Origin of the sequence: Streptomyces luteosporeus, assembly GCF_039532865.1 — a bacterium.
Lineage (GTDB): Bacteria > Actinomycetota > Actinomycetes > Streptomycetales > Streptomycetaceae > Streptomyces > Streptomyces luteosporeus.
This window is the reverse complement of sequence record NZ_BAAASL010000005.1, coordinates 202423-215951: the sequence shown is the minus strand read 5'-3', so window position 1 is coordinate 215951 and position 13529 is coordinate 202423. Positions and strand designations below refer to the sequence as shown.

The window sequence follows — 13529 nt, the reverse complement described above, 5'->3', positions numbered from 1 at the left end:
CTCGGTACGATTCAGGCGCGCAGCGACCGCTGCCGCGCCTCATACGTCAGGAGAGTCCGGTGTCAGACGTCCGTGTGATCATCCAACGCGATTCCGAGCGGGAAGAGCGCGTGGTGACGACGGGCACTACGGCCGCCGACCTCTTCGCCGGCGAGCGCACTGTCGTGGCCGCGCGGGTCGCGGGCGAGCTGAAGGACCTCACCTACGTCGTCGCCGACGGCGAGGAGGTCGAGCCCGTCGAGGTCTCCTCCGAGGACGGCCTGAACATCCTGCGCCACTCCACCGCCCACGTCATGGCCCAGGCCGTGCAGGAGCTCTTCCCCGAGGCCAAGCTGGGCATCGGCCCGCCGGTCAAGGACGGCTTCTACTACGACTTCGACGTCGAGAAGCCCTTCACCCCCGACGATCTCAAGCTCATCGAGAAGAAGATGCAGGAGATCGTCAAGCGCGGCCAGAAGTTCGCCCGCCGCGCCGTGACCGACGAGGCCGCCCGCGAGGAGCTCGCCGACGAGCCCTACAAGCTGGAGCTGATCGGCCTCAAGGGCTCCGCCGCGCACGAAGAGGGCGCGAACGTCGAGGTGGGCGCTGGCGAGCTCACCATCTACGACAACCTGGACCCGAAGACCGGCGAGCTGTGCTGGAAGGACCTCTGCCGCGGTCCGCACCTGCCGACCACCCGCCTGATCCCGGCGTTCAAGCTGATGCGGAACGCCGCCGCGTACTGGCGCGGCAGCGAGAAGAACCCGATGCTCCAGCGCATCTACGGCACTGCGTGGCCGTCGAAGGACGAGCTCAAGGCGTACCTGGAGTTCCTCGCCGAGGCCGAGAAGCGCGACCACCGTAAGCTCGGCTCCGAGCTGGACCTCTTCTCCGTCCCCGAGCAGATCGGCTCGGGCCTCGCGGTCTTCCACCCCAAGGGCGGCATCATCCGCCGGGTCATGGAGGACTACAGCCGCAAGCGGCACGAGGAGGAGGGCTACGAGTTCGTCTACACCCCGCACGCGACCAAGGGCGCGCTGTTCGAGACCTCGGGCCACCTGGACTGGTACGCCGACGGCATGTACCCGCCCATGCAGCTCGACGAGGGCGTGGACTACTACCTCAAGCCCATGAACTGCCCCATGCACAACCTGATCTTCGACGCGCGGGGGCGTTCGTACCGTGAGCTGCCGCTGCGGTTCTTCGAGTTCGGCACGGTCTACCGCTACGAGAAGTCGGGCGTCGTGCACGGCCTGACCCGGGCCCGCGGCTTCACCCAGGACGACGCGCACATCTACTGCACCCGTGAGCAGATGGGCGAGGAGCTCGACCGCACCCTCACCTTCGTGCTCGACCTGCTGCGCGACTACGGCCTGAACGACTTCTACCTGGAGCTGTCCACCAAGGACCCGGAGAAGTTCGTCGGCACGGACGAGGCGTGGGAGGAGGCCACCGAGACCCTGCGCAAGGTGGCCGAGAAGCAGGGCCTGGAGCTCGTCGCCGACCCGGGCGGCGCGGCCTTCTACGGCCCGAAGATCTCCGTCCAGGCGAAGGACGCCATCGGCCGCACCTGGCAGATGTCGACCATCCAGCTGGACTTCAACCTGCCGGAGCGTTTCGACCTGGAGTACACCGCGGCCGACGGCACCAAGCAGCGCCCGGTCATGATCCACCGCGCGCTGTTCGGCTCGATCGAGCGGTTCTTCGCGGTGCTGCTGGAGCACTACGCGGGTGCGTTCCCGGCGTGGCTGGCGCCGGTCCAGGCACTCGGCATCCCGGTCGGCGACGCCCACGTCGAGTACCTGCAGGAGTTCGCCGCCGAGGCGAAGAAGCAGGGCCTGCGCGTGGAGGTCGACGCCTCCTCGGACCGCATGCAGAAGAAGATCCGCAACGCGCAGAAGTCCAAGGTGCCCTTCATGATCATCGTCGGCGACGACGACATGAACGCCGGCACGGTCTCCTTCCGCTACCGCGACGGGTCGCAGAAGAACGGCATCCCGCGCGACGAGGCGCTCGCCGAGATCGCCAAGGCCGTGGCGGACCGCGTCCAGGTCTGACCCGGTCAGGACTGATCGCAACCGATGGGCCCCGGAGCGTCGTGGACGCTGCGGGGCCCATATGCTTCACCCCATGACGAGTGAGCCGGAGCAGCAGTTCGGAGTCGGGACGCCCGATGCGTTCCAGCGCCTGTGGACCCCCCACCGGATGGCGTACATCCAGGGGGAGAACAAGCCCACCGGCCCCGGTGCCGGGGACGGGTGCCCGTTCTGCTCGATCCCGGCCAAGAGCGACGAGGACGGGCTCGTCGTCGCCCGCGGCGAGCGTGTCTACGCGGTACTCAACCTCTACCCGTACAACGGCGGGCACATGATGATCGTGCCGTTCCGTCACGTCGCCGACTACACCGAGCTGGACGACGACGAGACCGCCGAGCTCGCCGACTTCACCAAGCGCGCGATGCGCGCCCTGCGGGAGGCGTCGGGCGCCCACGGCTTCAACATCGGCATGAACCAGGGCGGCGTCGCGGGTGCGGGCATCGCCGCGCACCTGCACCAGCACATCGTGCCGCGCTGGGGTGGCGACACCAATTTCATGCCGGTGGTGGGCCACACCAAGATCCTGCCCCAGCTCCTCGCCGACACCCGCAAGATGCTCGCCGACGTCTGGCCGAGCGCGTAGACGGGCAGAAATCGGTCAGCGCCCCGACGGGACAGGACACGCGCTACCCAAAAACGGGCAAATCGCACTGATTATTTTTAAAAGAGCTCTAATGGGACGGTGACCTTCCTCCACCGTCGCACCGTGCTGCGCGCGGCCATGGGCAGTGCCCTGGCCGGGGCCGCCGGGACCGCTGCCGCGGGATGCGGCGGTGACCGTCCGGCCGCCGGCCACCGGCCGGGCGCGCCGGCGCCCTCCGGCTCGAAGGCCGGCGGCACGGGGGCCGCCGCGCTGCCGGGGGCGCCGCTGATGCTGCCCCGGCTGCCGCCGGGGCTGCCCGCCCAGATCGACCACGGCCCGCGCGGGGCGCGGGCGGTGGCGCTCACCTTCCACGGCGCGGGCGACGCGAAGGCGGCGACGGCCGTGCTGTCGGAGGTCGAACGGGCCGGCGCGCGGATCACCGTGCTGGCCGTGGGCACCTGGCTCGACGCCCAACCGCAGCTGGCCCGGCGGGTGCTGGACGGCGGGCACGAGCTGGGCAACCACACCATGCGCCACCTGAGCATCTGTTCGATGCCGGAGCAGGCCGCCTACGCCGAGATCACCGAGTGTGCCGAGCGGCTGCGCAGGCTCACGGGAGGCATCGGCCGCTGGTTCCGGCCGTCGCGCGCCCGGCGGGCGACCGATCAGGTGGTCCGGCTGGCCCGCCGGGCCGGGTATCCGCACGTCCTGTCGTACGACGTGGACTCGCTCGACTTCACCGACCCGGGCGCCGAGGCGGTCCGGCGTACCGTGTTGAACGCGGTGCGGCCGGGTTCGGTGGTCAGTCTGCACTTCGGGCACGCCGGCACCCTCGCCGCACTGCCCGCGATCCTCGACGGCCTGCACCGCCGCGGCCTGCGTGCGGTGACGACTACGGAGCTGCTGACCCGATGATCCAGTTCTCGCATCACCGCACAGGACGCCTCCGTCCCGGCTACTCCTCCCGCTCCGCCCGCGTCCGCGGGGCCGTGCTGCTCGCGACCGTGTGCGCCCTCCTGGCGGCGGGCTGCGGCAGCGGGGACGACGGGCCGCCGGCGGGGGAGCGGCGGGGCTCGCGCGGCCAGGGCGCGGCCCGGGGCGTCACCCAGGGCCTGCCAGGCATGCCGCCGCTGCTCGACCCCAACGACCTGTACGCGGCGGACCGGCCGAACGCGCTGTCGCCCGTGGTGAAGGACTTCCCGTCGCGGGTGTACGTGCCGAACACCGAGTCCGACACGGTCAGCGTCATCGACCCCAAAACGTACAAGGTCATCGAGACGATCCCGGTGGGCAACCAGCCGCAGCACGTGGTGCCCTCGTGGGACCTGAAGACGCTGTGGGTCAACAACGACCGCGGCCACACGCTCACGCCGATCGACCCGGCCACCGGCAAGGCGGGCAAGACCGTCGAGGTGCACGACCCGTACAACCTCTACTTCACCCCCGACGGGAAGTACGCCGTGGTGATGGCGTCGATGGACCGGGAGCTGGTCTTCCGTGACGCGCACACCATGAAGCGGGTCCGGACGGAACACGTCAACTGCCTCGGGGTCAACCACGCGGACTTCTCGCCCGACGGGCGGTACTTCATCGTCTCCTGCGAGTTCTCCGGTGAACTCCTCAAGGTCGACACGGCGAAGATGAAGGTGATCGACCAGCAGAAGCTGCCCTTCGACGGGGCCATGCCGCAGGACGTGAAGATCTCGTCCGACGGCAAGACCTGGTACATCGCGGACATGATGGCCGACGGCGTCTGGGTGCTGGACGGGGACAAGTTCACCGAGCCGTGGCTGATGCCCACCGGCAAGGGCGCGCACGGGCTGTACGTCAGCCGCGACTCGAAGTCGATGTACATCTCCAACCGCGGCGAGGGCTCCATCTCGGTGCTCGACCTGCCCAGCCGCAAGCTGGTGAAGAAGTGGGAGCTGCCGGACGGCGGCAGCCCCGACATGGGCGGCGTCTCCGCGGACGGCAAGGTGCTGTGGCTGTCGGGCCGTTACAACAGCGAGGTGTACGCCATCGACACCACCGACGGGCACCAGATCGCCCGCATCAAGGTGGGCGACGGCCCGCACGGCCTCGCCGTCTATCCGCAGCCGGGCCGCTACTCGCTCGGCCACACGGGCATCTTCCGCTAGCGGTACGCCCGTTGGCGGCCCGGATCGTGCAGCGCCCCGTCAGGGGCGCTACGCGTTGTAGACGTCCGCCCGGCGCGGGGTCGGGTCCTGGACGGCGCCGCTGAGGGTGCCGGCGCGGTTGACGAAGCGCTCGGTGTTCACGCCGTGGTCGGCCAGGACGCGCAGCGCCGCCTGGTGCACGACGCGCAGGACCGGGGTGGCGGCGCGCAGGGCGTCGTCGGCCATGAAGCGGTGGCGCCAGGGCTGGTCCGCCCAGGCGTGGCGCAGCCCGAACGGCTCGGGCAGCACCAGCTTGCCGCCCCAGTACTCCAGCAGCGGCGGGTACCAGGTGAGGGGGGCGCGGGCGGCGAGCCGTACGACCTCCTTGGGCGGGACGACGGGGAGCGTACGGGTGCGGCTCTCCCAGAACTTCAGCACCTTGCGGTAGGTCTGGGTGCGGTTCTTGGGGCCGGCGTTGAAGAGCGAGTGGGTGGGGCCGAGGGCGTGGCCGGTGACCTCGATGCGCAACGTCTTGTGCAGGACGGTGACGTTGACCAGCAGGGTGATGACGAGCTGGCCGTCCCACAGGACGAACTGCACGCCCAGGTAGTGCCGGTCGCCGCTGCCGAAGTGCTGCTTGTCGCAGATGTCCTGCAGCTGGGTGCCGCGTATCTGGTAGGCGGCGTCCGTGCCGGCGGGCCGGGAGACGGCGCCGGCGCCCTCGCCGATGGGCACGACGACCCAGTGCTCGACCTGCGGGGCGGTCAGGCCGCCGGTGTTGATGGGGGTGCGCTCCAGGAGCTTGAGGTCGTCGTGGACGGCGCGGACGATGTCCCAGCTGCGGAAGGGGGTGATGTCCTTGCCGGGGGTGGCGGGGACGAGGTCCTCGGCGAGCTGCCAGCTGCCCCAGCGGGTGCCCATGCCGAGGATGCCCTTGGGGCCGGCGTAGAAGGCGACGTTGCTGCGCTGTTCGGCGGAGAGCTTGGCCAGGTTCTGGCGGAGGGTCTCGGCGGTGCTGTGGCCGGGGTCGCGGGGCACGGCCTCGGGGATCTTGGCGGGGACGGCGCTGCCGCCGACGAGGCCGCTCCAGCGGTCTCGCAGGTCCCTGGCGGTGCGCTCGCACACCGTCTTGGCCAGGTAGCCGCCGATGACGGGCACGATCACCATGGCGCGCAGGTAGAGGTTGAGCAGCCCCCCGAAGGGCAGTTTGATCAGCAGGACCGCGACGACGATGCCCAGCAGCGTGAGCACGGCGGTGCCCAGCGCGCCGGCGCGCTTGTCCTGGGCGCCGGCGAGGGTGCGGCGCAGCTGGAAGGCGCCGAGCCAGAGCAGGACGCCGGGCAGGAACAGCAGCCCGCAGACGACCATGATGATCGTCAGCCGGGTGTCGCGCTCCTTGCGGATGCGGGAGGCCGCCAGGCAGTGCTCGACGATGACCTGCGGCTCCAGTCCGAAGGACTGGATGAGCGGTTTCCGGCCGCCGCCCAGCATGCGGGTCTGCACGGCGCGCGCGAAGGCCTCGCCGAAGTTGGGCTCGAAGAGGGAGATGCGGGCCTTCTTCACTTCCGAGGAGGCCCAGTCGGAGTTGGCCTTCAGCAGCTCGTCGACGGGGCCGTCGCGGTAGGCGGCGGAGGCCAGGGCGAAGGTCGCCGCGGTCTGGCCGGCCCCGCCGGACACCGGGACCTGTGCACCCGGGCTGAAGTCGAACGCGTCCCCTGCTGCCACTGCCGCCCCCCATACCGTGCGCTCCGGTTGCGCCGGTGTTCTCCCGACTGCCGCCCAGGTGTTGCGTCATGGGCCGCACGCTCAGCGTAACCGGGCCGGGCGCCGCGTGTCGTGGAGATCCCGAAGCAGTCCGGAAGCCGCCCGCTCCGACAGGGGAGTTGGAGCGGGCGGCCGGCGTCTGCCGCCGGCGGTGCCGGTGAACTACGCGCTCTCGTCGGCCTGTTCGCGCACGCGCTCGGCGACCTGCGGGGGCATGGGCTCGTGCCGGGCGTAGGAGCGGCTGAAGCGGCCCGTGCCGTGCGACAGCGAGCGCAGGTCCACCGCGTACCGGCCGATCTCGATCTCGGGCACCTCGGCGCGTACCAGGGTGCGGCCGGAACCGGACTGCTCCGTGCCCACGACGCGGCCGCGGCGGCCCGACAGATCGCTCATGACCGGGCCGACGTACTCGTCCGCGACGAGGACCTGGAGTTCGGCGACGGGCTCCAGCAGGTGGATGCGCGCCTCGGCCGCCGCCTCGCGCAGCGCGAGCGCGCCCGCGGTCTGGAACGCGGCGTCGGAGGAGTCCACGGAGTGCGCCTTGCCGTCGAGGAGGGTGACGCGGACGTCGACCAGGGGGTAGCCGGCGGCCACGCCCTTGGCGGCCTGGGCGCGCACGCCCTTCTCGACGGAGGGGATGAACTGCCGGGGCACGGCCCCGCCGACGACCTTGTCGACGAACTCGATGCCGGAGCCGCCCGGCAGGGGCTCGACCTCGATCTCGCAGATCGCGTACTGGCCGTGGCCGCCGGACTGCTTGACGTGCCGGCCCCGGCCGGCCGCCTTGGTGGCGAAGGTCTCCCGCAGCGAGACCTTGTGCGGGACGACGTCGACCTGGACGCCGTAGCGCGAGCGCAGCCGCTCCAGGGCGACGTCGCGGTGCGCCTCGCCCAGGCACCACAGGACGACCTGGTGGGTGCCGGGGTTCTGCTCCAGCCGCATCGTGGGGTCCTCGGCGGCGAGGCGGGCCAGGCCCTGGGAGAGCTTGTCCTCGTCCGCCTTGCTGTGCGCCTGGATGGCGACGGGCAGCAGGGGGTCGGGCATCAGCCAGGGCTCCATCAGCAGCGGATCGTCGCGCCCGGAGAGGGTGTCGCCGGTCTCGGCGCGGGTGAGCTTGGCGACGCAGGCGATGTCACCGGCGACGGCCTGGCTCAGCTGGCGCTGCTGCTTGCCGAAGGGGGAGGACAGCGCGCCGACCCGCTCGTCGACGTCGTGGTCCTCGTGGCCGCGCTCCTCCAGGCCGTGGCCGGAGACGTGCACGGTCTCGTCGGGGCGCAGGGTGCCGGAGAAGACGCGCACGAGGGAGATGCGGCCGACGTAGGGGTCGGAGGCGGTCTTGACGACCTCGGCGGCCAGCGGGCCGGCCGGGTCGCAGCTCAGCCGCGGGCGCGGCCGGCCGTCGGGGGTGGTGACGTCGGGGGCGGTGCGCTCCAGGGGCGTGGGGAAGCCGCCGGTGATCAGCTCCAGCAGCTCGACGGTGCCCAGGCCGTGGCGGGCGCCCTCGGCGGCGGGGGCGGCGGCGAGCACGGGGTGGAAGCTGCCGCGGGCGACCGCGCGCTCGAGGTCCTCGATGAGCGTCTTGACGTCGATCTCCTCGCCGCCGAGGTAGCGGTCCATGAGGGTCTCGTCCTCGCTCTCGGCGATGATGCCCTCGATGAGCCGGTTGCGGGCCTCCTCGATGCGCGGCAGCTCCTCGGGGCCGGGCACGGACTCGGTCCGGGTGCCGGTGGAGTAGTCGAAGACGCGGCCGGTGAGCAGCCCGATGAGGCCGGTGACCGGGCGGTGGCCGTCGGGGCCCTCGGGCCCGTGCACGGGCAGGTACAGCGGCAGCACGCTCTCGGGGGAGTCGCCGCCGAACGCGGCGCGGCAGGCCTCCGTCATTCCCTCGAAGTCCGCGCGGGCCGCCTCCAGGTGCGTCACCACGATGGCGCGCGGCATGCCGACGGCCGCGCACTCCTCCCACACCATGCGGGTGGGGCCGGAGATGCCCTCGGTGCCCTCGGCCGCGGAGACCACGAAGAGGGCGGCGTCCGCCGCGCGCAGTCCGGCGCGCAGCTCGCCGACGAAGTCGGCGTAACCGGGCGTGTCCAGCAGGTTGATCTTGATGCCCTCCCACTCCACGGGCACCAGGGAGAGCTGTACGGAGCGCTGCTGACGGTGTTCGATCTCGTCGTAGTCGGAGAGCGCCGAGCCCTCCTCGACCCGGCCGGCCCGGTTGACCGCGCCGGTGGTCAGGGCCATCGCCTCGACCAGTGTGGTCTTGCCGGAGCCACTGTGGCCGACCAGCACCACGTTGCGGATGCTGCCGGGCCGGTCGGCCGTCACTGCCCTGCCGGCGGCCCCTGGATGCGTACTCGTCTTCTCGCCCATGTGTCTCGCCTTCCGGTCGACACCTGCGGTCCTTCGAGCTTTCCACCGTGGTCACGCTGCGTCCATACGTCGCACGCGGCGCGGCAACCGGGTGTGCACGGGTGCGGTGTCCCGGGGGCGCGTGTGACCTGGGAGGAACGGCGGGGGAGCGACGTGTGCGCGGCGGGGACCGGCCTGCTGGCTACGATGGGCCAGCCGGTGGCCCTCAAGACCACTTGGCCCGCACACGACCCTCCGGGAAGGCCATGCTGAACAAGTACGCGCGTGCGTTCTTCACGCGTGTTCTCACGCCGTTCGCCGCACTGCTCATCCGCCTCGGCGTCAGCCCCGACGCGGTGACCCTCATCGGCACCGGTGGAGTGGTGGCGGGCGCGCTGGCGTTCTATCCCCGGGGCGAGTTCTTCTGGGGCACGGTCGTCATCACGCTGTTCGTCTTCTCCGACCTGGTCGACGGCAACATGGCCCGGCAGCTCGGCCGCTCCAGCCGGTGGGGCGCCTTCCTGGACTCGACCCTGGACCGGGTGGCCGACTCGGCCATCTTCGGCGGCCTGGCCCTGTGGTACGCCGGGCGCGGGGACAGTCTCACGCTGTGCGCGGTCGCGATCTTCTGCCTGGCCAGCGGACAGGTCGTGTCGTACACCAAGGCGCGCGGCGAGAGCATCGGCCTGCCGGTGAACGTCAACGGCCTGGTCGAGCGGGCCGAACGCCTGGTGATCTCCCTGGTGGCCTGCGGCTTCTCCGGACTGCACAAGTTCGGCGTGCCCTACATCGACAAGCTGCTGCCCATCGCCCTGTGGATCGTGGCCGTCGGCAGCCTGGTCACGCTGATCCAGCGCGTGGTGACCGTACGTCGCGAATCCGCCGAGGCGGACGCCGTCACGGCGACGACCGGCGGGGGCGAGGGCGTGTGAAGGAGGAGCTGACCGACGCGCTGTACGGGCTGGGCTGGGCGACGGTCAAACGACTGCCCGAGCCGGCGGTCGCCGCCCTGGGCCGGCAGATCGCCGACACGGCGTGGCGCCGCCGCGGGCGGGGCGTGCTGCGCCTGGAGGCCAATCTGGCCCGGGTGGTCCCGGGCGCGGGGCCCGAGCGCCTCGCCGAGCTCTCCCGGGCGGGCATGCGCTCGTACATGCGGTACTGGATGGAGTCCTTCCGGCTGCCGGTGTGGAGCCCGGAACGCATCCGCGCCGGGATCGCCGTCCAGGGCGTGGAGCGGCTCGAAGAGGCCGTGGCCGCCGGCCGCGGCGTGGTGCTGGCCCTGCCGCACATGGGCAATTACGACCTCGCCGGGGCCTGGCTGACCACCGCCATGGGCATTCCCTTCACCACCGTCGCCGAGCGGCTCAAGCCCGAGAAGCTCTACGACCGCTTCGTGGCCTACCGCGAGGGCCTGGGCATGGAGGTCCTGCCGCACGCCGGGGCCGGTGCCTTCGGCACCCTGGCCCGGCGGCTGCGGGCGGGCGGGGCGGTGTGCCTGGTGGCCGACCGCGACCTGTCCTCCTCCGGCATCGAGGTCGACTTCTTCAAGGAGCGGGCGAAGATGCCGGCCGGCCCCGCCGCCCTCGCCGTGCAGACCGGTGCCGCCCTGCTGCCGGTGACCCTCTGGTACGACCGCTCGCCGGTGATGCGCGCCCGGATACACGAGGCCGTCGAGGTGCCGCAGCAGGGCAGCCGGGGCGAGAAGGTCGCCGCGATGACCCAGCAGCTGGCCGACGCCTTCGCCTCCGGTATCGCCGAGCACCCGCAGGACTGGCACATGCTCCAGCGGCTCTGGCTCGCCGACCTGGACCCGCGCCCCCGCACCGACGAGAGCTCCGGAACGGAGAAGCCGTGAGGATCGGGATCGTCTGCCCCTACGCCTGGGACGTCCCCGGCGGTGTGCAGTTCCACATCCGCGACCTGGCCGAGCACCTGATCCGGCTCGGCCACGAGGTGTCGGTGCTGGCGCCCGCGGACGACGACACGCCCGTGCCCCCCTTCGTGGTGCCCGCCGGCCGCGCCGTGCCCGTGCCCTACAACGGCTCGGTGGCCCGGCTGAACTTCGGCTTCCTCTCCGCCGCCCGGGTGCGCCGCTGGCTGCACGAGGGCAACTTCGACGTCATCCACATCCACGAGCCCACCTCCCCCTCGCTGGGACTGCTGGCCTGCTGGGCCGCCCAGGGCCCCATCGTGGCGACCTTCCACACCTCCAACCCGCGCTCGCGCGCCATGATCGCGGCCTATCCCATCCTCCAGCCCGCCCTGGAGAAGATCAGCGCCCGGATCGCGGTGAGCGAGTACGCCCGCCGGACCCTGGTCGAGCACCTGGGCGGGGACGCCGTCGTCATCCCCAATGGCGTCGACGTCGACTTCTTCGCCCGGGCCGAGCCCCGCCCCGAGTGGCAGGGCGGGACGATCGGCTTCATCGGCCGCATCGACGAGCCCCGCAAGGGCCTGCCCGTCCTGATGCGGGCCCTGCCGGCGATCCTCGCCGCCCGCCCCGGCACCCGGCTGCTGGTCGCCGGCCGCGGCGACGAGGAGGAGGCGGTCGCCGCCCTGCCCCCGCGGATGCGCGACAGCGTCGAGTTCCTCGGCATGGTCAGCGACGAGGACAAGGCCCGCCTGCTGCGCAGCGTCGACCTGTATGTCGCGCCCAACACCGGCGGCGAGTCCTTCGGCATCATCCTCGTCGAGGCGCTCTCGGCCGGGGCGCCCGTCCTCGCCAGCGACCTGGACGCCTTCGCCCAGGTGCTCGACCACGGCTCGGCCGGCGAGCTGTTCGCCAACGAGGATGCCCAGGCCCTGGCCGACGCCGCGGTGCGGCTGCTGGGCGACGCCGACCGGCGCGCCGAGCTGAGCGAGCGGGGCAGCAGGCACGTACGCCGCTTCGACTGGTCGACCGTGGGCGCCGACATCCTCGCCGTCTACGAGACGGTCACCGCCGGTGCGGCCTCCGTGGCCACCGACGAGCGCTCGACCCTGCGGTCCCGCTTCGGCCTGGCCCGCGACTAGCGCCTGCCCGGCGCGCCTTGCACGGTGCCCCGCGCCCCTTACGGGGCCGTGTTCGCCCGGATCCCAGGGTGGTGCGTCGACTGCGGGCCGTCGCGGGCCGATCGCGCAGTTCCCCGCGCCCCTTACGGGGCCCTAGCTGCTGGTGGTTGGCTGTGCGGCGAACAGGGATATCCCGTGCCGTGCCCGGAACGCCCGGCTGCCGCGCACGGTCACGACCACGACCACGGCCAGCAGCGTCAGCGACTGGAACCTGCCGATGACCGGCACCGCGTCCACGGGCAGGGTCAGGGCCTCCAGGGTGCTCAAGCCCGCGTCCAGGAGCTGACCCGCGGCCCACAGCAGCGTCAGCCGCCGCAGGGCGGAGCGGAACTCAGGGCGCTCCTGCCAGGCCAGCTCCGCAGCGGAGGCGCCGTCCGGCCCGCGCAACCGCTCCCCGAACCGGTAGGCGAAGGGGCGTGCCGCCCACAAGGTGCCCAGGATCCACAGGCCCAGCACGGCGGGCAGGCCGGCGTCCTTCAGCAACAGCACCCGTGGGCTGCCGCTGATCAGCGATGTGCCCGCGGAGACGAGCAGCAGGGCCACGATCAGCAGGTCGAAGACCTCCGCGCGGCGTGTGCGCACGGCCTGCGCCACCGCGTGCCCGGCCGGCACGATGCTGCTGAGCAGCAGGGCCTGCCACTGGGCCATGCCGCCGGCGCGCAGGGCGTAGTACAGGGCGAGCGGCAGCGCGATGCTGATCGCCAGCGGGGCGAGCAGCGGACGCAGCGTGCGCGTCAGGGAGGCCGGTGGCGCACCCGGCGACGTGCCCGGGGCGTTGTCCGGCGCGGTGTCGTCCGGTGTGGTGCGGGGTGTGGTGGGCGGTGACATGTGTGCCTCCCGGCGGTCCGGCGTCCTGCCCACGACGCTAGGTGCCGGGCGGGTGGAGCCGGATCGGCGCACGGGTGGAATGCAGGGTGGAGACCGCCGCCCCGTCCTTCTCCACCCTTCTCCGTCCCGGGGTGGAGCACCGCGCCCGGAGGGTAACGTGACCCGCCGTGAGCACATTGATCTGGATCGCGGTGGCCCTCGTCGTCATCGGCGTCTACCTGAGCTGGACCGCCGGCCGGCTCGACCGGCTGCACAGCCGCATCGACGCCGCGCGGGCCGCCCTGGACGCCCAGCTCCTGCGGCGTGCCTCGGTCGCCCAGGAGCTCGCCACCGCCGGCGTGCTCGATCCGGCCGCCTCCATCGTGCTCTACCAGGCCTCGCACGCCGCCCGGCAGGCCGAGGAGGAGCAGCGCGAGGTCGCCGAGAGCGAGCTCAGCCAGGCCCTGCGGGCGGTCTTCGCCGAGGCCCAGCAGGTCGACGAGGTGCACCGGGCGCCCGGCGGCGACGAGTCGCTGCAGGAGCTGACCCAGGCCGTGCGCAGGGTGCCCATGGCCCGCAGGTTCCACAACGACGCGGTTCGCGCGGCCAGGGCGCTGCGCCGGCACCGCAAGGTCCGCTGGTTCCGCCTGGCCGGTCATGCACCGTTCCCGATGGCCTTCGAGATGGACGACGAGCCGCCCCTCGCCCTGACCGACCGGACCGGTCGCTGAGCCGGGCGGGGCACGGCGGGAGCCACCGGCCTCGAATTGGCTCTTTTTCCCC

Annotated in this window: 11 protein-coding genes; 8 read left to right on the top strand and 3 right to left on the bottom strand. The window is 72.1% G+C overall.

Features of this window, described 5'->3' with window-relative positions:
* Nucleotides 1-59 precede the first annotated feature (59 nt).
* The 4 genes from thrS (at nt 60) to ABD361_RS08110 (ending at nt 4796) form a co-directional block, all read left to right on the top strand.
* On the top strand, nt 60-2036 hold the full coding sequence (gene thrS, locus ABD361_RS08125) for a threonine--tRNA ligase (protein ID WP_344434155.1): 1977 nt from the start codon (nt 60-62) through the stop codon (nt 2034-2036).
* Between the two features lie 61 nt (nt 2037-2097).
* Nucleotides 2098-2658 (top strand): HIT family protein, encoded by a 561-nt coding sequence (locus tag ABD361_RS08120; RefSeq protein WP_344434154.1) that lies wholly within the window; start codon nt 2098-2100, stop codon nt 2656-2658.
* A 99-nt stretch (nt 2659-2757) separates the two neighbouring features.
* On the top strand, nt 2758-3573 hold the full coding sequence (locus ABD361_RS08115) for a polysaccharide deacetylase family protein (RefSeq protein WP_344434153.1): 816 nt from the start codon (nt 2758-2760) through the stop codon (nt 3571-3573).
* The gene (locus ABD361_RS08110) at nt 3570-4796 is read left to right on the top strand and encodes a YncE family protein (RefSeq protein ID WP_344434152.1); all 1227 of its coding nucleotides are present in this window, start codon (nt 3570-3572) and stop codon (nt 4794-4796) included. The genes ABD361_RS08115 and ABD361_RS08110 overlap by 4 nt, the downstream gene beginning before the upstream one ends.
* Nucleotides 4797-4844: 48 nt before the next feature.
* On the opposite strand, the gene ABD361_RS08105 is transcribed toward ABD361_RS08110, so the two are convergent.
* Together ABD361_RS08105 and ABD361_RS08100 are read right to left on the bottom strand one after the other, a co-directional pair.
* A complete protein-coding gene (locus ABD361_RS08105; RefSeq protein ID WP_344434151.1) occupies nt 4845-6500 on the bottom strand; it encodes a hypothetical protein in 1656 nt (551 codons plus the stop codon).
* 201 nt (nt 6501-6701) lie between these two features.
* On the bottom strand, nt 6702-8909 hold the full coding sequence (locus tag ABD361_RS08100; protein WP_344434150.1) for an elongation factor G-like protein EF-G2: 2208 nt from the start codon (nt 8907-8909) through the stop codon (nt 6702-6704).
* 245 nt (nt 8910-9154) lie between these two features.
* Between ABD361_RS08100 and pgsA the strand changes: the two genes are divergently transcribed.
* From pgsA to ABD361_RS08085, 3 genes are read left to right on the top strand one after another with little or no spacing between them, the layout of a single operon-like run.
* Nucleotides 9155-9820: a phosphatidylinositol phosphate synthase gene (pgsA, locus tag ABD361_RS08095; protein WP_344434149.1), complete on the top strand. Its 666-nt coding sequence runs from the start codon at nt 9155-9157 to the stop codon at nt 9818-9820.
* Nucleotides 9817-10743 carry a phosphatidylinositol mannoside acyltransferase gene (locus ABD361_RS08090; RefSeq protein ID WP_344434147.1) on the top strand — a complete coding sequence of 309 codons (927 nt, stop codon included), beginning with the start codon at nt 9817-9819 and terminating at the stop codon, nt 10741-10743. The genes pgsA and ABD361_RS08090 overlap by 4 nt, the downstream gene beginning before the upstream one ends.
* The gene (locus ABD361_RS08085; protein WP_344434146.1) at nt 10740-11900 is read left to right on the top strand and encodes a glycosyltransferase family 4 protein; all 1161 of its coding nucleotides are present in this window, start codon (nt 10740-10742) and stop codon (nt 11898-11900) included. Before ABD361_RS08090 ends, ABD361_RS08085 begins: the two co-directional genes overlap by 4 nt.
* Nucleotides 11901-12032: 132 nt before the next feature.
* On the opposite strand, the gene ABD361_RS08080 is transcribed toward ABD361_RS08085, so the two are convergent.
* Nucleotides 12033-12767: a VC0807 family protein gene (locus tag ABD361_RS08080; RefSeq protein ID WP_344434145.1), complete on the bottom strand. Its 735-nt coding sequence runs from the start codon at nt 12765-12767 to the stop codon at nt 12033-12035.
* A 167-nt stretch (nt 12768-12934) separates the two neighbouring features.
* Here ABD361_RS08080 and ABD361_RS08075 point away from each other — a divergent pair, with 167 nt between their 5' ends.
* Entirely contained in the window at nt 12935-13477 is a 543-nt protein-coding gene (locus tag ABD361_RS08075; protein WP_344434143.1) for a LemA family protein, read from the top strand.
* The last annotated feature ends 52 nt before the right edge of the window (nt 13478-13529 follow it).